General features: G+C 72.2%; 17 protein-coding genes. 10 read left to right on the forward strand and 7 right to left on the reverse strand.

Translation table 11 applies throughout. The features are described from left to right. The first annotated feature begins 227 nt into the window (after nucleotides 1-227). Nucleotides 228-1,193 carry a DUF5926 family protein gene (locus ACIQI8_RS29150; protein ID WP_402356457.1) on the forward strand — a complete coding sequence of 322 codons (966 nt, stop codon included), beginning with the start codon at nucleotides 228-230 and terminating at the stop codon, nucleotides 1,191-1,193. A gap of 255 nt (nucleotides 1,194-1,448) precedes the next feature. Here ACIQI8_RS29150 and ACIQI8_RS29155 read toward each other — a convergent pair whose 3' ends face one another. Continuing rightward, a complete protein-coding gene (locus ACIQI8_RS29155) occupies nucleotides 1,449-2,135 on the reverse strand; it encodes a hypothetical protein (RefSeq protein ID WP_402356460.1) in 687 nt (228 codons plus the stop codon). Between the two features lie 55 nt (nucleotides 2,136-2,190). Beyond that, nucleotides 2,191-2,850 (reverse strand): bifunctional DNA primase/polymerase, encoded by a 660-nt coding sequence (locus ACIQI8_RS29160; RefSeq protein WP_402356463.1) that lies wholly within the window; start codon nucleotides 2,848-2,850, stop codon nucleotides 2,191-2,193. A 501-nt stretch (nucleotides 2,851-3,351) separates the two neighbouring features. Between ACIQI8_RS29160 and ACIQI8_RS29165 the strand changes: the two genes are divergently transcribed. The 4 genes from ACIQI8_RS29165 (at nucleotide 3,352) to ACIQI8_RS29180 (ending at nucleotide 9,665) form a co-directional block, all read left to right on the forward strand. Continuing rightward, nucleotides 3,352-4,851, forward strand: a complete 1,500-nt coding sequence (locus tag ACIQI8_RS29165) for a PP2C family protein-serine/threonine phosphatase (RefSeq protein ID WP_402356466.1) — start codon at nucleotides 3,352-3,354, stop codon at nucleotides 4,849-4,851. A 559-nt stretch (nucleotides 4,852-5,410) separates the two neighbouring features. Further along, nucleotides 5,411-6,868 carry an aminopeptidase P family protein gene (locus tag ACIQI8_RS29170; protein WP_402356469.1) on the forward strand — a complete coding sequence of 486 codons (1,458 nt, stop codon included), beginning with the start codon at nucleotides 5,411-5,413 and terminating at the stop codon, nucleotides 6,866-6,868. 122 nt (nucleotides 6,869-6,990) lie between these two features. Next, nucleotides 6,991-8,358: a PLP-dependent aminotransferase family protein gene (locus tag ACIQI8_RS29175; protein WP_402356472.1), complete on the forward strand. Its 1,368-nt coding sequence runs from the start codon at nucleotides 6,991-6,993 to the stop codon at nucleotides 8,356-8,358. A gap of 68 nt (nucleotides 8,359-8,426) precedes the next feature. Then, on the forward strand, nucleotides 8,427-9,665 hold the full coding sequence (locus ACIQI8_RS29180) for an MFS transporter (RefSeq protein WP_402356475.1): 1,239 nt from the start codon (nucleotides 8,427-8,429) through the stop codon (nucleotides 9,663-9,665). On the opposite strand, the gene ACIQI8_RS29185 is transcribed toward ACIQI8_RS29180, so the two are convergent. From ACIQI8_RS29185 to ACIQI8_RS29205, 5 genes are all read right to left on the reverse strand, one after another. Then, nucleotides 9,640-10,473, reverse strand: coding sequence for a triphosphoribosyl-dephospho-CoA synthase (locus ACIQI8_RS29185; RefSeq protein WP_402356478.1), 834 nt, complete (start codon nucleotides 10,471-10,473; stop codon nucleotides 9,640-9,642). The two genes, ACIQI8_RS29180 and ACIQI8_RS29185, sit on opposite strands and share 26 nt — an antisense overlap. A 130-nt stretch (nucleotides 10,474-10,603) precedes the next feature. Further along, entirely contained in the window at nucleotides 10,604-11,527 is a 924-nt protein-coding gene (gene sigJ, locus ACIQI8_RS29190) for an RNA polymerase sigma factor SigJ (RefSeq protein ID WP_402356481.1), read from the reverse strand. Nucleotides 11,528-11,534: 7 nt separating this feature from the next. Further along, nucleotides 11,535-12,329, reverse strand: a complete 795-nt coding sequence (locus ACIQI8_RS29195; RefSeq protein WP_402356484.1) for an SDR family oxidoreductase — start codon at nucleotides 12,327-12,329, stop codon at nucleotides 11,535-11,537. Further along, nucleotides 12,326-12,751 carry a hypothetical protein gene (locus tag ACIQI8_RS29200; protein ID WP_402356487.1) on the reverse strand — a complete coding sequence of 142 codons (426 nt, stop codon included), beginning with the start codon at nucleotides 12,749-12,751 and terminating at the stop codon, nucleotides 12,326-12,328. Before ACIQI8_RS29200 ends, ACIQI8_RS29195 begins: the two co-directional genes overlap by 4 nt. Before the next feature lie 52 nt (nucleotides 12,752-12,803). After that, the gene (locus ACIQI8_RS29205; RefSeq protein ID WP_402356490.1) at nucleotides 12,804-13,253 is read right to left on the reverse strand and encodes an ATP-binding protein; all 450 of its coding nucleotides are present in this window, start codon (nucleotides 13,251-13,253) and stop codon (nucleotides 12,804-12,806) included. 224 nt (nucleotides 13,254-13,477) lie between these two features. Here ACIQI8_RS29205 and ACIQI8_RS29210 point away from each other — a divergent pair, with 224 nt between their 5' ends. The 5 genes from ACIQI8_RS29210 (at nucleotide 13,478) to ACIQI8_RS29230 (ending at nucleotide 18,470) form a co-directional block, all read left to right on the forward strand. After that, complete coding sequence (locus tag ACIQI8_RS29210; RefSeq protein ID WP_402356493.1) at nucleotides 13,478-14,347, forward strand: hypothetical protein; 870 nt, start codon at nucleotides 13,478-13,480, stop codon at nucleotides 14,345-14,347. 184 nt (nucleotides 14,348-14,531) lie between these two features. Then, nucleotides 14,532-15,269, forward strand: coding sequence for a YcnI family protein (locus tag ACIQI8_RS29215; RefSeq protein ID WP_402356496.1), 738 nt, complete (start codon nucleotides 14,532-14,534; stop codon nucleotides 15,267-15,269). Nucleotides 15,270-15,347: 78 nt separating this feature from the next. Beyond that, nucleotides 15,348-16,001 (forward strand): SCO family protein, encoded by a 654-nt coding sequence (locus tag ACIQI8_RS29220; RefSeq protein WP_402356498.1) that lies wholly within the window; start codon nucleotides 15,348-15,350, stop codon nucleotides 15,999-16,001. After that, nucleotides 15,998-16,468: a copper chaperone PCu(A)C gene (locus tag ACIQI8_RS29225; protein ID WP_402356501.1), complete on the forward strand. Its 471-nt coding sequence runs from the start codon at nucleotides 15,998-16,000 to the stop codon at nucleotides 16,466-16,468. Before ACIQI8_RS29220 ends, ACIQI8_RS29225 begins: the two co-directional genes overlap by 4 nt. Before the next feature lie 13 nt (nucleotides 16,469-16,481). After that, the gene (locus ACIQI8_RS29230; protein ID WP_402356504.1) at nucleotides 16,482-18,470 is read left to right on the forward strand and encodes a copper resistance CopC/CopD family protein; all 1,989 of its coding nucleotides are present in this window, start codon (nucleotides 16,482-16,484) and stop codon (nucleotides 18,468-18,470) included. Nucleotides 18,471-18,474: the final 4 nt, after the last annotated feature.

Here is an 18,474-nt window from a genome sequence, read left to right on the forward strand (position 1 = left end):
GCATCTCTCTCCGACCGGACCGAATCTGGTCCCACCGGACCTCCGGACCTCCGGGCCGGCGGGACCGCGCCTCCGGGCCGGACCGAACCTCCGGTTCCGGGACGAGCCGGTGCGTTGTCCACAGGTCGGCACGGACAGCCACGTTGTCCACAGGCTCCGGCCGGTCACGGCATGAACGGCTAGGCTCCCGCCCGTACCAGACGAGCCGTAACCGGGAGACACCCACGATGGCCAAGAAGCGCCCCCTTACCAAGGCCCACCAGCCTCGGATCACCGACGGAGAGGTCCCGGTCGTCGGCGCGCGCGAGCCCTGCCCCTGCGGCAGCGGCCGGCGTTACAAGGCCTGCCACGGCCGGGCCGCCGCGCACGCGGTGACCGAGTTGGTGCACCGCCCCTTCGAGGGGCTGCCCGGCGAGGGCGACTGGGTGGCCCTGCGCGAGCTGGTCCCCGCGGCCACCGCCGAACTGCCGCTGAAGGGCGGCCTGCCCGAGGGTGTCCCGTCGGTCACGCTGGCGACGGTGCTGCCGATGGCCTGGCCGGCGCTGCGCCGCGAGGACGGCTCGGTGCTGATCGGCCTGCAGAACGACACGGCGTCGGGCGACATCAGCCGCGACCTCGCCGACACCCTCCAGCGCGCCCTCGCCGCGGAGCCGGGCAACCCGGTCCAGAGTCGCCGGGCGCCCGCGGAGGGTCCGCGGCTGCAGGATCTGCTCGACCCCGAAGGCGCGTTCGAGCCAGTTGTGCACAGCGGCTTCGAATTCTGGGTCCCGGACGCGGAGAACGCGACTCCGGAAGTGACCGCCTCCCTGGAGCGGGCGAACGCCGCGGCGATCCCGACCGCGAAGCTCACGGGCGTGGACGCGGCGTACTGGTGCGAGACGCCGGACAAGAACCACCTGCGCTGGGTCATGCCGCACGAGGAGGAGCTGCTTCTGGACGCGCTCGCGCGGCTGCACGCGGCGGGCCGGTCCAACCTCGGTGACGGCACGCGCCTCGTGGGTTCCTTCCGCGCTCACGGCCTCACCGTCCCGGTGTGGGACCTGCCGAGCGGGGTCGGCGCGGAGGACGTGGAGAAGCCGGCCGCCGAGTTCGCCGAGCGGCTCGCCGGGGCTCTCGCGGCCGGTGTGCCGCTGACCGCCGACGAGCGCCGCGCGCGCGGTGGGCTCACCAACCGGCAGGTCACGCTCAGTTGACAGGACGTGACGTGTGCGGGTCGAGCCGATCGGTCGGTCAGCTCGCCCCGGGCACCTCACGATCACTCGGAACCGGTGACTCCGGTCACAAGTCCCGCTCTCCACAAGCAAATCCGTGACTGGAAAGCCCGGATCGAATTTGCGAACCGCCGATCTCTTGTTACCGTTCCAGTAGCCCGGTTGCTGGTGCATCCCCCGTCGCCAGCAACCGGGTCTTTTCATGCCCGCCCTTCGTTTACGGAGCGCGGGCCTGTGTCAACTCCCCGTAGAAGCCCCGGAGTTGCCCTCCGCGCCGGCTTCCGGGTCTGCGTCCCGGCCGGCCGCCGGATCCTTTGCGGAGCCGGCACCCGCTTCGCTCCCCGAACGCAACAGCAACGGCCCGCGTCCGGCCCGCGCCGCGAACTCCGCGACCGCCGTGTAGGCGTCCGGTCCGCCCCGGCTGCGCTCCCGGGGTGTCTCGCACGTCCCCGGATCGTCCCCGGCGCCCACCGAGCAGTTCATCCGCACGGTGCGGTCCGCGGGGGCCATGAGGGTCAGGACGGCGTCCAGGGGGTCACCGGTGGCGTTGCGGTAGTAGGTGCGCGCCCAGGTGTCCTCACCCTGGGTGAGGACACAGGTCTGCGCCTCGATGCCGTCGGGCGAGGTGAGTTGGGGGCCGCAGCGGGCGGCGGTGGCCAGGCCCAGGCCGAGCAGGAGCGGGGAGCGGGAGGGCTCGACGGAGGGCGCCGCCTTGGCGTCGTCGGCCGGGGAGGACCGTACGGCGGCGGGGGCGCGGACGACCGCGTGGCCCGCGTCGCCCACCGGGCCCGCGGACGCCACGGCCAGCGGCAGCACGACCGCGACGACCACGACGCCCGCGAGGGCGAGGAGACGAACTCTTCGGGGGTCAGGCCCGCCGCGAGGCGGCTGTGGGGCGCTGTGTCCCCCGGATTCGCGCAGCATGGACGGAAGATAACTTCCGCGCGCGGGTGGGCAGTCCCGCGCGCGCCGGACACCCCTACAACTCGGGGGCGCTCACACCCGTACGAGTGAGGGCCTCGACGACCGCGTCCACCACGGCCTCGACGTCGGGCACCCAGGGAGAGGCGGTGCCGGGCAGCGGAGCGCGCTCCCAGCGGATCTCGCCCTCGCCCGACTCGGACGGGGGCAGGGCGAGGTAGCCGCCCTCGCCGTGGAAGCGCAGGGAGCCGGGGACGAAGTCCTTGGCGTAGAGCAGTTCGCCCAACTGCTCCATGGAATAGGGCTTCACGAGGATCGCCCACCGGCTCGCCGTCGCGACGACCGGGCCGAGCCGCATGCCCCTGAGGTCGAGTGCGGCCAGGGCGTGCGAGGCCGCGAGAGCCGGCAGGCTGACCGCGCAGGGCGCCTTGCCACCGGTGGCCAGGATGATCGGCGCGGTGGGTCGGTTGGTCCACCACCAGCGCACCATGCGGGCGTCGGTGGTGCCGGCCAGGAGGCCGGGGTCGAAGGGGTGGGCACCGGGCACCGTGCACTCCGGGTCCGGGCAGCCGCAGCGACCCTGCTGGTCGGCCGCCACGCCCGGGAGTACGGGCCACTGCCATTGGGTCGCGAAGGTCAGGGCCGCGCTGATCAGTTCAGGCCCCCCGTCGCTGCGCTGGGACAGGAGCCTGCGTCGCTTTCCGAGGATCTCGCGCATGAGCGCTCGTTCCTTTCCGTTGCACCGCTGGCAACACCGTGGGCCACATCACATCATGTGTCGATCACTTCACTGTGCGTACCTGTTGGCGCATCACACCCCTGTGAAAGCCAGGGGGAACCCCTATGGGCCGAGCGTCGGCTGCTTCCTCGGCAGCCTCGTCCATGCCGTATCGCTGCATCCATCAAAAGCATGAGCGTGGCGTGGGGGTGGCGAAGTCTGGCGTTTTGCCGTCCCGCATTTTTCTCTTCGCCTCCGCCACGGGAGGATGGGGCACGGTCGTCGGTGACTAAGACGCTCGGGTCGGTCACCAGGTTCCGGGTGACTGTCAACCACCCCTGGCCTTCTCCGAGTACGTACCCATCACGACCGGTGTGACGCTCCGTGGAGCAAGGCCAGTCGACCGCAATACCCCGTTACCCGAGTCAGTTTTAAGCCAACTTCGCTTTTCCGCAAGGGGTGCACTGGTTGCCCACGGACACCAGGAATCCCGGCAGGACAATGCTGGACATCCCCTCACGAGTGCGTGTACATGTGGAGACACTGCTAGCGGCGCAGAATGACATGGGGGTTTGCGATGCTTTTGAGCAATACGCACCGGTCGGAAAGCCGGACGCCATGAACGCCCCTCACCCTCCGAAAGTGGCCGGAATCGATTCAACGGTTCCCTCGCCCGCACACACTGTCGCGCCCGCGTCTGCCGCCCCGAGCACCCCTCCGGGCGCCCCGAGCGCCCTGCTCCAGGACCGTCTCGCCGGTTGGGTCTCGGACCTCACGACCCTCCATGAACTGACCGAACGGCTGGCCCGCACCGACACACTCGACGGCGCGCTCCAGGAACTCCTGCACGCCGGAGCCGCTCTCGTGGGCGCCCGGCGCGGACTCGTCGTCCTGGAACCGGGTGACGGCCTCGGCCCCGACACGACGATCGGCCTGGGCCTGGCCCGGGCCGATCTCGGTCACATCGAGACGGTGCCGCGCAGCGCGATGTCCTACGGCCGCATCCTCGACGGACTGCCGGGCGCGGACGGCGAGATCGCCGAGCCGGACCTGCTCGCCGAGGACGGCCTCGACCCGCGCCACCGCGAGGTCGCCGCGCGCCTGGGCTACGCGGCCTGCTACGCCCTGCCGCTGACCGCCGAGACCGCGGGCCGGATCGGCGCCGCCGTGTGGCTCTACGACGAGCCCGCCGAGCCGGTCGAGCGCCAGCGGCACCTGATCGGCCTCTACGCCCGCTACGCCGCCGAACACCTGGGCCTGCTGGTCGAGGTGGAGCGCACGCGCGCGTGCGTGGCGACGATCTCCGAGGAGCTGCTGCCGTCCCGGCTCCCCCGGGTGGCAGGCGTCCAGCTCGCGGCCCGGCACCGTACCGGCCCGCGCGGGGGCGGCGACTGGTACGACGCGCTGCCGCTGCCGGACGCCGCGCTGGGCCTCGCCGTCGGCTCGGTCACCGGCTCCGGGCCGAGCGCGGTCGCCGCGATGGGCCGACTGCGGGCGAGCCTGCGGGCGTACGCCGTGATGGAGGGCGAGGACCCGGTCGCCGTCCTGTCCGACCTGGAGCTGCTGCTGCGGCTGACCGAACCGGCCCGCTCCGCCACCGCCCTGTTCGCCTTCTGCGAACCCGCGCTGCGCAAGATCACCCTCGCCGGTGCCGGGCACTGCCCGCCGCTGCTGGTCGGCGAGCGGCGCACGGAGTTCGTGGAGACCTCGGTGTCCGCGCCGCTGGGCATGCTGGCCTGCTGGGAGGCGCCGAGCGTGGAGTTGCAGGCCGAGCCCGGCGAGACCGTGCTCCTCTACACCGACGGCCTGCTGCACCGCACCGGCGACGCCACCGACCGCGCCTTCGCCCGTCTGCACGCGGCGGCGGCCGGCGTCCCGAAGGCGGTCCGCCACGACCCGGACGCGATCGCCGAGCACGTACTGCGCACGATGCTGCCGGACGGCCTCGACGCGCAGGACAGCGCGGAGGACGTGGTGCTACTGGCGGCCCGCTTCGAGTGAGCGAGCCGCTGCGCGGGGCTTGAGCGTGAAAGCGACGCGAGCCGGGGAGGCGGCCGGCGCGAGCCGCTGCGCGGGGCTTGAGCGTGAAAGCGACGCGAGCCGGCAAAAGGCGGTCGGCGCGAGCCGCTGCCCGGGGTCGGAGCAAGCCCTGAGGCACAAGGTCCGCGTAGACCGGAGGCGTGGCGTCGCCGCGAACCCGAAGGCGGACGGCGTCGGCCCGGAAGGCGGGCAGGGTGCGAACCCAGCGAGGGCGCGCGCGGCGTGAGTTCAGGGCGTGCGCTCTCACGGAGTGCGCCGCTGCGCGGGGACGGAGCGAGCCGTATGGGACGAGTCCGCGCGGACCGGGGGCCTGGCGCCGCCGCGAGCCCGCGAAGGCGGTCGGCGTCGGTCGGGAAGTCGGGCGGGGTGCGAGCCGGCACGGGTGCGCGCGGGGTGAGTTCAGGACGTGCGTTTCCGCGGAGTGCGCCGCTGCCGTCGGTAACAGGCCTTCCGGCCCTGGGACCCCTTCCGTACGACCGTACGATGGAGGGGGTCCAGTGCCGTATCTAGGAGGATGACCGTGGCGGAGGAGCTCACACCGGCGACCCCGGAAGAGAGCGAAGAGCCGATCAAGCAGCGCAAGAACGGCCTGTACCCGGGCGTGTCCGACGAGCTGGCCGAGATCATGAAGTCCGGCTGGGCCGACACCGAGTTGCGTGACCTGGAGCCCATCGCCCAGGTCGCCGAGACCGCCGCCCGCCGGGCCGCGCTCTCCGCGCGCTTCCCGGGCGACCGTCTGGTGATCCCGTCCGGCAATCTCAAGACCCGTTCGAACGACACGGACTACCCGTTCCGGGCGTCGGTCGAGTACGCGTACCTCACCGGCAACCAGACCGAGGACGGCGTCCTGGTCCTGGAGCCCACGGCCGAGGGCCACGACGCGACGATCTACCTGCTGCCGCGCTCCGACCGGGACAACGGCGAGTTCTGGCTCTCCGGCCAGGGCGAGCTGTGGGTCGGCCGCCGCCACTCGCTGACCGAGGCCGGGACGCTCTACGGCATCCCCGCCTCCGACGTGCGCGAGCTCGCGGGCAAGCTGCGCGAGGCGACCGGCCCGGTGCGGGTCGTGCGCGGCTACGACGCCGGCATCGAGGCGGCCCTGACCGACAAGGTCACCGCCGAGCGCGACGAGGAACTGCGGGTCTTCCTCTCCGAGGCACGCCTGGTCAAGGACGAGTTCGAGATCGGCGAGCTGCAGAAGGCCGTCGACTCGACGGTCCGCGGCTTCGAGGACGTCGTGAAGGTTCTCGACAAGGCCGAGGCGACCAGCGAGCGCTACATCGAGGGCACGTTCTTCCTCCGCGCGCGCGTGGAGGGCAACGACGTCGGCTACGGCACCATCGCCGCCGCCGGTCCGCACGCGTGCACGCTGCACTGGGTGCGCAACGACGGCCCGGTGCGCTCAGGCGACCTGCTGCTCCTGGACGCGGGCGTCGAGACGCACACGTACTACACGGCCGACGTCACCCGCACGCTGCCGATCAACGGCCGCTTCAGCGAGGTCCAGAAGCGGGTCTACGACGCCGTGTACGAGGCCCAGGAGGCCGGCATCGCGGCGGTGCAGCCGGGCGCCAAGCACCGGGACTTCCACGACGCGGCGCAGCGCGTGCTGGCCGAGAAGCTCGTCGAGTGGGGCCTGGTCGAAGGGCCCGTGGAGCGGGTCCTGGAGCTGGGCCTTCAGCGGCGCTGGACGCTGCACGGCACCGGTCACATGCTCGGCATGGACGTCCACGACTGCGCCGCCGCGCGCGTGGAGTCGTACGTCGACGGGACGCTGGAGCCGGGCGTGGTGCTGACCGTCGAGCCGGGGCTGTACTTCCAGGCCGACGACCTGACCGTGCCCGAGGAGTACCGGGGGATCGGCGTCCGGATCGAGGACGACATCCTGGTGACGGAGGACGGCAACAGGAACCTGTCGGACGGGCTGCCCAGGCGGTCCGACGAGGTCGAGGCGTGGATGGCCTCGCTCAAGGGCTGATACACGAAGGATGGCCGGGTACCAGTGCGGTGCCCGGCCATTTACGTGCCGTGATGCGTATGCCCGGTGCGCATGCCTCGACGCATGCGCCGTGATTCACGTACCTGAGGGGGAAGGTTTTCGTGGGGGACTTCTGGTCCGGTGTCGGTGTCGATCTGCATCTGGAGCCGGAGGCCGGTGACGGGCGCCGGGTCGGTCTGGAGCGGGCGCTGCGGGACGCGGTGCGGGACGGCAGGCTGGCGCCCGGGACCCGGCTGCCGGCGACCAGACGGCTCGCGGGTGAGCTCGGGATCTCACGGGGCACCGCCAAGGCCGCCTACGACCAGCTCGTCGCCGAGGGCTATCTGACCGCGCGGCAGGGCTCGGGGACGCAGGTCGCGCAGCTGCCCTCGACGGACACCGAGGCCCCGGACGCGGCGGCACACGCGCGTGCGCCCCGCTTCGACCTGCGGCCCGGGAGCCCGGACGTCGGGGCGTTCCCGGCGGCGGCCTGGCTGCGGGCGCTGCGCCGGGCCATCGCGACGGCTCCCCTGCTGGCGTACGACTACGGGGATCCGCGCGGGCGGATCGAGCTGCGGACGGCGCTGTCGGGGTACCTGGGGCGCACGCGGGGAGTGATCGCGCCGCCCGAGCGGATCGTGATCACCTCCGGCTATGTGCAGGGGCTCGCCCTCCTCACGCGCGTGCTGGACGGCGCCGACATCGCCATGGAGGACCCCGGGCTGCCCTTCCACCGCGAGGTGGTCCGGCGCAACGGCGGGACCGTCGTACCGGTCGCGGTGGACGAACGGGGCGTGTGCCCCGAGCAGTTGGGCGAGGTCGCCGCAGCCGTCGTCACACCGGCCCACCAGTACCCGACCGGCGTGACCCTGCACCCCACGCGGCGACGGGCGCTCACCGACTGGGCACGCGCGCGTGGCGCACTGATCATCGAGGACGACTACGACGGGGAGTTCCGCTACGACCGCCAGCCCGTCGGCGCGCTCCAGGGCATGGCCCCCGGCCAGGCCGTCTATCTGGGCACCGCCTCCAAGACCCTCGGCCCCGCCCTGCGGCTCGGCTGGATGGTCCTGCCCCCGCACCTGGTCGACGCGGTCGCCGACGCCAAGCTGCACAGCGACCACCACACCGAGACCATCGGCCAGTTGGCGCTCGCCGAACTGATCGAGAGCCACGCCTACGACCGTCACGTGCGCGCGTGCCGGCTGAGATACCGGCGCCGCCGCGACCAGCTCCTGGACCGGCTCGGCAACCGGCGCGGGGTGCGCGGCATCGCGGCCGGGCTGCACGCGCTCGTGGAGGTCGGCGACGAGGAGGAAGTGCTGGCGCGGGCCGAGGCGGAGGGGCTCGCGGTGGGCCGCCTCGGCGACCACTGGCACGCACCCCGGGACGGACGCCCGCAGGGGCTGGTCGTGGGATACGGGACGCCTCGGGAGCGGGTGTATCCGGAGGCGCTGGAGGTGTTGGGGAAGGTGCTGGAAGGTTCCTGAATTGGACCAATGACAGGATCGGTTATTGGTGCTTTCTGAGGATCCACTGCTCTTCTAACGTCGTAGCCATGACGAACTCACTCGTCCCGCCCGCGGGTCCGCAACGCGTCCTGGCACTCGCCCAGTTGACCAACTCCGTCGGTGACGGCGCCTACTACGTGACCTCGGCGCTCTACTTCACCCACGTCGTCGGGCTCGCCCCCGCGCGCGTGGGGCTCGGGCTGACCGTCGCCTGGGCCGTCGGCTCGCTCGCCGGGGTGCCGCTGGGGCGGCTCGCCGACCGGCGCGGACCGCGCGGCACGGCGGTCCTGCTGGCCCTCGCGACCGGCCTGGCGGTGGCGTCCTTCCTGGTCGTACGGGATTTCGTGCCGTTCGTGGCGGCCGCGTGCGCGTACGCGACGGCGCAGTCGGGCCTTGCCGCCGCCCGGCAGGCGCTGCTGGCGGGGCTGGTGTCCGCAGGGGAGCGGACCGGGCTGCTCGCGCATCTGCAGTCGACGCTCAACGCCGGGCTCGCGGTCGGCGCGGGTCTGGGCGGACTGGCGTTGCAGGCGGGGACGCGGGGCGCGTATCTCGGGGTGTTCGCGCTGGACGCGGTGAGCTTCCTGCTGTGCGCCGGGGTGCTGCTGCGGCTGCCCTCGGTGGCGCCGGTCGCCGTCCGCAGGCGGGAGTCGCTCGGCGTGCTGCGCGACCGTCCGTACGCCCTGCTCACGCTCCTCAACACCGTTCTGCTGCTGCGGATGCCGCTGCTGAGCCTCGGGCTGCCGCTGTGGATCGCCGAGCGGACCGAGGCGCCGACCTGGGTGGTCTCCGCGCTGTTCGTGCTCAACACCGGGGTCGTGATGCTGTTCCAGGTGCGGACCGCGCGCGGGGTCAGCGGGCTGGCGTCGGCCACGCGCGCGGTGCGGCGGTCGGGGTGGATCATGCTCGCGGCGTGCGCGGTGTTCGCGCTGTCGGCCGGGGTGTCCCCGTGGGTAGCGGTGGGCGTGCTGGTGGTCGGGGCGGTGCTTCAAGTGGTCGCCGAGATGGGGCAGTCGGCCGGCTCCTGGCAGCTGTCCTTCGACCTGGCGCCGACCGACCGGATCGGCGAGTACCAGGGGTTCTTCGGGACCGGCGTGACGGTGGCCCGCACGATGGGGCCGCTGGTGCTGACCTCGCTGCTGGTGGGGTGGGGGACGCCCGGGTGGCTGCTGCTGGGCGGGGCGACCGTGGTGGCGTCGTACGCGATGGGCCCGGCGACCAGGCGGGCGGCGAACAGGCCGGCGGACGCGGGCCCGGAGCCCGTCAGGCGGCCGGTGCTCGCGAGCTGACCGGCAGGGCGTCGAGGAAGAGCGCCCCCGCCAGCAGACCGGCACTCCCCCGCGGGCTCCACGCGCGTGCGTGCAGATCGGCGTCGAGGCTCGCGAGGGCTTCGGCGCCCGCCGCCGTCGACGTACCGCCTGCTTCGAGTACTCCGCGCGCGCCCGCCTGCACGTGCCGCAGGCCCAACGGGCCCGCGGTGTAGAGCAGTTCCGTGTCCTGGAGGGTGGACATCACGGTGAGCAGGGCGTCCAGGCGGGCCTCGGCCTCCGTGGCGCCGGCCGAGCGGGCCTTCGCGAGGGCGTCCAATGCCCGGCGTACGTGCGGGAATCCGGCGCGGGCCTCGCCCCGGGCGCCCGCGGCGCCGTACTTCACGGAGATCGACGAGCCGCGCGAGGGCCGACGCGGGGCGCCCTTGTCGTTGAAGGCGGCGATCCTCTTGGCCACGGCGGCCGTCTCGCGACCGCCGGTGCCGGGGGTGAGCGCGGCGGCCGCGACGAGGAACCCGAGCGCCCAGAGGGCGCCCTTGTGGCCGCCGCCCGCGAGGCCCACGGAGTGTTCGGTGGATCTGCCGATCGCGCCCAGTTCGGCCCGTAACGCGGGGGTGGGCTCACCGATGCGGCGGGCGGTGGCGGCCATCGCCGCGAGACCGGGCGCGAGCGCCTTGGCCGACCAGCGCAGGGAACCGTGGTCCGGGCACAGGGTGCGTGCGCCGAGGTCGCGCGGGTCGGGCAGGCCCGGCTTGGGGGCCAGGGCCAACTGCCCGGTCAGCGCGACCACGGCGGCCCGCGCCAACGTCTCGTCCTCATGGCTGCTCATACCTGCCTCCTCTGCTTCCCGCTGTCAGCGGGAAGGTAAGTACCCCTGCCGTCAAGGATGTTGGGCCGGTATAAGAACCACCTGTGTGCGCCGGGGAAGCCGAGACCGGGCGGGCCGACGGCTCACGCCGTCAGGTGTTCCACGCGTGCAGCTTGTCCGGGTTGACCATCAGCCAGAGGTCGGTGATCAGGCCGTCGTGGACGTCCGCGGCCAGGACCGCGAAGGTGGTGCCGTCGATGCGGACCACCACGCCGGGCGTGCCGTTGACGTCCTCCTCGGTGAGTTCCACGTCGGGTTCGCGGCGCATGAGACCGAGGAAGAGGCGGGCCACCTTGTCGCGGCCGACGATCGGACGCAGGGCGGCGCGCACCTTGCCGCCGCCGTCACTGCGCGACTCGACTGCCGGGTCGAGCAGGGCGACGAGCGCGTCGAGGTCGCCCGTCTCGCACGCCTCGCGGAACGCGGAGACGACCTGCCGGTGCTCCTGCGGCGTACTGCCGCCGGCCTGTCGGTCGGTGAGGCGCCGGCGCGCGGACGCGGCGAGCTGGCGGCAGGCCGCGGAGCTGCGGCCCATCGTCTCGGCGATCTCCGTGAACGGCATGCCGAAGACGTCGTGCAGGACGAAGGCGACGCGTTCGGCGGGCGTGACCGAGTCCAGGACCACGAGCATCCCCATGCTGACCGACTCGTCGAGGGTGATCCGGTCGGCGGGGTCGTCCCGGCCCGCGTCCTCGCCGGTGCTGGTCCAGGTGGCGCCGTGCGGGACGGGCTCGGGCAGCCACTCGCCGGTGTAGCGCTCCCGGCGCACCCGGGCCGAGGCGAGCTGGTCGAGGCAGATGCGCGAGGCGACCCGGGTCAGCCAGGCCGGCGGTACGTCGATCTCCCGCTGCTTCTCCTCGGGCAGGGCGTACCAGCGGGCGTACGTCTCCTGGACGACGTCCTCGGCGTCCTGCACCGAACCGAGCATCCGGTAGCCGAGGTTGAGCAGCCGGCGCCGCTCGGTCCTGAGCGAGCCGAGGGTGGGGTCCTGGCCGGGTCCGGTCGTCGGGGGCACGGTGCGGTCAGCCTCCCTGTACGACGTTCTCGGCGAGCCAGGCGTCGAAGGTCTGGGTCCCTCGCGTGCCAGGTCCTGTCGGCAGCTGGCCGCCGCCGGTCATGGCCGCGCCCGTGGCTCCGGGCAGCCTGACCGGCACGAGCAGGCGGCGCTGGTGACGGGCCCTCAGCAGCCGGCGGACCATGTCGACGAGCTGTTCGACCCGCGGTCCGGCGAGGTCGGGGGCCATGCCCTGGGCCGGGGCCAGGACGAGCCGCACGAGGTCCTGGGCGACCTCGCGGGCCGCGACCGGCTGGGTCCGCATCCGGGGCACCACGGCGAGGGGTTTCGGGATCCGGTCGAGGGTCTGCTCCGCGAACTCGTGGAACTGCGTGGCGCGCAGCACCGTCCACGGCGTCGGACCGCTCCGCACGATCTCCTCCTGGCGGAGTTTGCCCTGGTAGTAACCGAGGCCGACCCGGTCGATGCCGACGATCGACAGCGCCACGTGATGCCGTACGCCGGCCCGCGCTTCGGCGTCCAGGAGGTTGCGGCTCGCGCTCTCGAAGAACGCGACGGCCTTCCTGGCGCTCGTGGTCGTCACGTTGCTCACGTCGACGACCGCGTCCACGGCCGCCAGCGCCGCGTCGAGTCCCGTACCGGCGACGAGGTCCACCCCGCGCGACCGGGACAGCACCACCAGCTCCTGCCCCGCCGCGGTCAACTCCTCGACCACGAGCCGTCCGACCAGTCCGGTCCCGCCCGCCACCGCGATCCGCATACCGGGCCGCCTCTCCTTCGCGCTCATCGTCCCGTACGTCACCGGGTGCCGCCTTCTCGGACGGACCTGACCGGCAGCAGCAGGACGATCGCCAGCAGCACCAGCGCGGCCAGGAACACCACGTTGAGCACCTGGTCACGTGTCCCGTACATGTCGAGGTGCTGCACGTGATAGCTGAAGTGCAGCACGTTGAAGACCAGCCACACCGCGCCCGTCGTCTGCACCAGCCGGGTGTTGCGCGCGGAGCGCAGGGCGATGAGCGTCAGGGCGCCCAGCGCCAGGAACATGGCGCCGGCGTCCTTCGCGAGGTGTTCGTTGTAGGGGCCCAGCTGAGGCAGCCAGCTCAGTCCGAGGCCGGGGAAGTTCGCGTACCAACCCGTCGGGGAGAAGTACGCCCAGAAGCCTGTGTACAGGGCCACCACGGCCAGCAGGCCGAGAGCCGTGTACCGGATTTTCGTGTTCATGCCCCAGTGACGAGACAGCGCCCGGAGAAGTGAGGCGGACCTGCGCCTGGACCTACACCGCCATCAGCGGTGCGTTCTCCTGCCACTTGAGGATCTTGTCGAAGCTGACCACCGTGCCCGCGCGCCCCGGCTTGTTGCCGATGTGGACGTGGTCGGCGAGTTCCTGGATCAGGGTCAGGCCCCGGCCGTGCTCGGCGTCCGTGCGGGCGGGGCGGGCCGGGACGGCCGGCGCGGTGAAGCCCGGGCCCGAATCGGTCACCTCGATACGGCACTTGACGCCGTCGAGGTACGCGGTGACCCGGTACGCCTCCGAGGAGGCGCCGGACGCGGTACCGCCGCCGTGCTCGACGGCGTTCGCGCAGGCCTCGGTGAGGGCGATCGAGAGGTCGTAGGAGACATCCGGGTCGACGCCCGCGGTCTCCATGGTGCCGAGCAGCAGGCGGCGGGCGAGGGGCACGCTCGCGGCCTCGCGGCGCAGATGGAGTGACCACCAGATGCTCATGCTCCAGCCTCTCTGGCCGCGGCTCGACATACCGTTACCTATTGCCGCCAGTGCCCCGGTATAAGCGTGGAGTTGACGTGATACCGCCCATACGGTCGATGCGTGTCGGGTGGAATCGGTGTATGTGCGGGCGGCCCGGCCCAGAGAGTGATCTTCCGGTTGTTATGTCATCTTGCGGACCTGCCGTATGGGACCCGTAAGCCCAGTGCGATGATGAGCCCGCCATGACTGCCCCCCACGAGCGTACGGCGCGTTCCGGAAGAGACCTCCGGATCCTGCGGGCCGCGGTGTTCGCCGCGGTCTGCGTCGTGCTGGCCGGGGCAGGTCACGCGTTCGCCTCCTGCGCCACCGTCCCGCTGTGGACGCTCCTGGCGGGCTTCCTGGGCGTCGTCCTGGTCGCGGCGCCGCTCGCCGGACGCGAGCGCTCGCTGCCCGGGATCGCGGCCCTCCTCGCCCTCGGCCAGACCGTCCTGCACACGCTGTTCGGACTCGGACAGCACGGCATGACGAACATGGCGGGCACGACGTCCGGTTCCGCGTCCTCGATGGCCTCGATGTCGACGACGGACATGTCCCTCGTGGAGCGGGCGGCGCGGATCGTCTGCGGCACCACGGCGGCGGCCATCAGCCCCACCCAGGCCCGGCAGATCCTCTCCGACGCCCGGCTCACGACCGACCCGACCGCGGGCATGTCGGGCATGGACATGGGCTCCATGCACCACCCCGCGGACGCCCTGGCCGGTGCCGGTTCGGCCGCTTCGCTGCTGCCGTCCCTGCCGATGCTGCTCGCGCACGTCCTCGCGGGGATCGCCGCCGGCTGGCTGCTGCGCCGAGGCGACCTGGCCGTGCGGCGGCTCGTGGAACTGTCCGCCGTCTCCCTGACCGAGGGGGCGCTCGTACGGTCCCTGCGCGCGGCGCTCGCCCTGGTGCGCGCCCTGCGTGCCGGGCTCCCGGCCACGCCGGAAACGGTCCAGGGGCCGCCGCGCACCGCCCTGCTCGCGGCGCCCAGGCCTCGTACCACCGCGCTCCAGCACTCGGTGATCAGGCGCGGCCCGCCGGCCGCCGACGCACGCGCTCTCGCCCTCGCCGCCTGACGCGACGCGACCGCCACTCCGTATCCAGCGGGACACCTCCGGCCGGATGCGTCCCTGGGGACATCCACCGGGACCGGAGAGGGGCCGCCGTCGTGCGGCACACGCGTGCGTGCCCGTTCGGCACCCGCGCCCCTCAGACCATCCGGATCACCGGAACCACGCTCGAAGTGGAGTGCTCCCTGCCATGAAGTCTTCCCGTCTCGCCGCCACCGGCGCCGTCGCCGCCGCTGCCGTCGTCGTCCTGTCCTCGCCCGCGTTCGCCCACGTCAGCGTCGCCGCCGAGGGCTCCGCCGCCAAGGGCGGTTACGCCGTCGTGGACTTCAAGGTCCCCAACGAGCGCGACAACGCCTCGACGACCAAGCTGGAAGTCTCCTTCCCGACCGACCACCCGCTGGCCTCGGCGATGCCGGAGCCGATGGCCGGCTGGAAGATCCAGGTCACCAAGGCCAAGCTGGCCAAGCCGCTGGAGATGCACGGCGAGAAGATCAGCGAGGCGGTCTCCAAGATCACCTGGACCGCCACCGGCAAGGGCGTCGAGCCCGGCTACTTCCAGAAGTTCCCGGTCTCCGTGGGCGCGCTGCCCGAGGACACCGACGAGCTGGTCTTCAAGGCGATCCAGACGTACTCCAACAAGGAGGTCGTGCGCTGGATCGAGGTCCAGGAGGACGGCCAGGAGGAGCCCGAGAACCCGGCCCCGGTGCTCGCCCTCTCGGCCGCCACCGAGGACCACCACGGCTCGACGACCGCCGAGGACGCCTCCGACGACTCCGAGACGACCGAGAAGACGGCCGCCGAGACCACCGCCTCCGCCGCTGACAGCAGCGACACCACCGCGCGCGTGCTCGGCGTCGTGGGGATCGTGGTGGGCGCGCTGGGCGTGGCGTACGGCGTGCTGGCCGGCCGTCGGCGTACCAACGCCTGAGGCCACTCCGGTCCGCGTGCACCGGGGTCCGCGCGACCCCGGTGCACGGCGGAGCTCTCACATCTGGGACATTTTTCTATGCGCAAGAAGACGTTCGCCGCGGCCGCGCTGCTCGCCGCCGCCTCCTTCACTCTCTCCGCCTGCGGCAGCGGCGACAGCGACAACTCACCGGTCGCCGTGGTCTCCGAGGACACCTCGCAGAAGGCCGCGACCGTGCTCGACAAGCCGTTCGAGAAGCCGGACCTCGTCCTCACCGACACCAAGGGCGAGAAGTACGACCTCCGCAAGGAGACCGCGGGCCGGCCGACCCTGATCTACTTCGGCTACACCCACTGCCCCGACATCTGCCCGCTGACGATGAACAACCTCGCCGTCGCCAAGAAGCAGCTGCCGAAGGCGGAGCAGGACAAGCTGCGGATCGTGTTCGTGACCACCGACCCGGGCCGTGACACCCCGGCCGAACTCGGCAAGTGGCTCAAGGGAATCGACTCCCAGATCGTCGGTCTGACCGGCGACTTCGCCACCATCCAGGCCGGCGCCCGCACCATGGGCATCTCCATCGAGCCGACCCACAAGGACAAGAAGACCGGCAAGGTCGTCTCGGTGCACGGCACCCAGGTCATCGCCTTCTCCCCGAAGACCGACGGGGGTTACGTCCTGTACGGCGAGGACGCGACCGTCGACGACTACACCAAGGACCTCCCCAAGCTGATCAAGGGTGAGAACCCGTGAGGCATCGCGCACTGCCCTTCCGGCATCTGGCGCTGCCGGTCGCGGTGCTGGCGGGGGCGGTCGTCCTGACGGGATGCGGAGGCTCCGGCGACGGCAGGGCCGAACTCTCCGTCAGCTCCTCGTACATGCCCCAGCCGGTCTCCGACATGGCGGCCGGTTTCCTGACCATCGCCAACAAGGGCGGCGCGAAGGACGAACTGACCTCGGTCACCAGCGCCGCCGCCGGCAGCGTCTCCGTGCACGAGACGGTCGGGCAGACCATGGAGGAGGTCACGTCCCTCGACGTGCCCGCACACGGTCAACTCGTGTTCAAGAGCGGCGGTAATCACCTGATGTTCGAGAAGCTGAAGCGGAAGCCGAAGCAGGGGGAGAACGTGACGGTCGAACTGCACTTCGCCAAATCCGGCCCGATCACGGTCGAGATGCCGGTGAAGTCGGCCACGTACAACCCTGCGACCGGCCACTGAGGGAGGCACGACCGTGACACCGACCATCACCCCCCGCCGCACGCGCACGCTGGTGCTGCTGATCCTGGCCGTCTTCGGCGCACTGCTCGCCGGCGCCGGACCGGCCTCCGCGCACGCCGCGCTGAACGGCAGCGACCCCGCTCAGGGGGTGGTGGTCGACAAGGCGCCCACCGAGGTGGCGCTCACCTTCTCCGAGAAGGTGGCCACCTCCAGCGACTCCCTGCGCGTCCTGGACCCCAAGGGCAAGCGCGTCGACACCGGCAAACCGACCGAGACCAGCGGCACGACGTACGCCGTGCCCCTGCACAGCGGCCTGCCCGACGGCACCTACACGGTGGCCTGGCAGGTCGTCTCGGCCGACAGCCACCCCGTCGCCGGCGCCTTCACCTTCTCCATCGGCGCTCCCTCCACGACCACCGTCTCGGTCTCCGACGAGACCGTCGGCGGCGGAATCGTCGGCTGGCTGTACGGCTTCGGCCGGTACATGTCGTACGCCGGTTTCCTCCTCATGGTCGGCGGTGGCGCCTTCGTGCTGGCCTGCTGGCAGCGCGGGGCCGGGGTGCGGCCCGTGCAGCGCCTCGTGGTCTCCGGGTGGCTGACGATCACCGCGTCCACCCTTCTGCTGCTGCTCCTGCGCGGCTCGTACACCAGTTCCGGCAAGGTCGGTGCGATCTTCGACCTGAACCTGCTCGGGCAGGTGCTCCAGACCAAGACGGGCGCGGCCCTGATCTCCCGGCTGCTGCTGCTCGCCGCGGCGGCCCTCTTCATCGCGGTGCTCTTCGGGGCGTACGAGAAGCGGGAGGCCGAGGAGAAGCAGGACCTGACCTTCGGGCTCGCGATCGGCGGGTCCGTGGTGGCCGCCGGGCTCGCGGCGAGCTGGGCGCTGGCCGAGCACGCCTCGACCGGGCTCCAGCCGGGCATCGCGATGCCGGTCGACGTCATCCACCTGCTGGCCGTCGCCACCTGGCTGGGCGGGCTCTGCGCGCTGCTCGTCGCCCTGTACCGGTCCGAGGTCCCGATCGAGGCGGCGGCCGTACGCCGGTTCTCCCAGGTCGCCTTCGGCAGCGTCGTCGCGGTCGTCGCGACCGGCATCTACCAGTCCTGGCGCCAGCTCGGCTCCTGGGCGGCCTTCACCGACACGGGGTACGGGCAGCTGCTGCTGGTCAAGATCGGGCTGGTGGCGGTGCTGGTGGGCATCGCGTTCATCTCACGGCGGTGGACGGGGCAGTTGGCGGGGACGGCCCTGGCAGACACGGAGACGGCCGAGAAGAGCGTCCTCGGTGAGAAGGAGCCCGCCGCCGCGCGGGCCGGTGCCTCCGCCGGCAAGGCGACCGCGACAGGCGGCAAGGGTGCCAAGGGCGCGGGCTCCGGCTCCAGTTCCGGCTCCGGTGACTCCAAGGCCGCCTCCGGTTCCAAGCGTGCCGCTCAACTCGCCCGGCAGAAGGCCGCCGTCGCCACCGCGCTGCAGAAGCGGCAGCGGGACGCGGACCCGCGCCGCTTCGGGCTGCGCAGGTCCGTGCTCGCCGAGGCCGGTGTGGCCGTCGTCCTGCTCGCCGTCACCACGGTGCTGACGCAGACCGAGCCGGGACGCACCGAGGAGGACGCCAAGGCGGCGACCTCCGCGTCCTCGTCCTCTTCCTCCGCGGCGGACTCCTCGTCCGGGGCCCTGACCCTGACCATGTCGTTCGACACCGGCGGCACGGACGGCAAGGGTGTCGTGTCGGTCGACTTCGACCCCGCGCGCGTGGGCGGCAACGAGATGCACGTCTACGTCACGCGGCCCAACGGCCGCGCCTTCGACATTCCCGAGGTGAAGGTCGCCTTCACCCTGGAGGCGAAGAAGATCGGGCCGCTGCCCGTCGCCCCCGACCGCGTCTCCACCGGACACTGGTCGGCGAGCGGGGTGCAGATCCCGATGGCCGGTGACTGGAAGGTCGCCGTGACCGTGCGCACCTCCGACATCGACCAGGCGACCGTCTCCAAGAACGCTCAGATCGGCTGAACCG

Source organism: Streptomyces sp. NPDC092369, assembly GCF_044755245.1.
In the GTDB taxonomy this organism is placed as follows: domain Bacteria; phylum Actinomycetota; class Actinomycetes; order Streptomycetales; family Streptomycetaceae; genus Streptomyces.

Excerpts from the sequence above, each read along its gene's own strand:
- ACIQI8_RS29150 (WP_402356457.1), top strand. The coding sequence starts at position 228 with ATGGCCAAGAAGCGCCCCCTTACCAAGGCCCACCAGCCTCGGATCACC.
- ACIQI8_RS29155 (WP_402356460.1), bottom strand. The coding sequence starts at position 2,135 with ATGCTGCGCGAATCCGGGGGACACAGCGCCCCACAGCCGCCTCGCGGC.
- ACIQI8_RS29160 (WP_402356463.1), bottom strand. The coding sequence starts at position 2,850 with ATGCGCGAGATCCTCGGAAAGCGACGCAGGCTCCTGTCCCAGCGCAGC.
- ACIQI8_RS29165 (WP_402356466.1), top strand. The coding sequence starts at position 3,352 with ATGCTGGACATCCCCTCACGAGTGCGTGTACATGTGGAGACACTGCTA.
- ACIQI8_RS29180 (WP_402356475.1), top strand. The coding sequence starts at position 8,427 with ATGACGAACTCACTCGTCCCGCCCGCGGGTCCGCAACGCGTCCTGGCA.
- ACIQI8_RS29185 (WP_402356478.1), bottom strand. The coding sequence starts at position 10,473 with ATGAGCAGCCATGAGGACGAGACGTTGGCGCGGGCCGCCGTGGTCGCG.
- ACIQI8_RS29200 (WP_402356487.1), bottom strand. The coding sequence starts at position 12,751 with ATGAACACGAAAATCCGGTACACGGCTCTCGGCCTGCTGGCCGTGGTG.
- ACIQI8_RS29205 (WP_402356490.1), bottom strand. The coding sequence starts at position 13,253 with ATGAGCATCTGGTGGTCACTCCATCTGCGCCGCGAGGCCGCGAGCGTG.
- ACIQI8_RS29210 (WP_402356493.1), top strand. The coding sequence starts at position 13,478 with ATGACTGCCCCCCACGAGCGTACGGCGCGTTCCGGAAGAGACCTCCGG.
- ACIQI8_RS29215 (WP_402356496.1), top strand. The coding sequence starts at position 14,532 with ATGAAGTCTTCCCGTCTCGCCGCCACCGGCGCCGTCGCCGCCGCTGCC.
- ACIQI8_RS29220 (WP_402356498.1), top strand. The coding sequence starts at position 15,348 with ATGCGCAAGAAGACGTTCGCCGCGGCCGCGCTGCTCGCCGCCGCCTCC.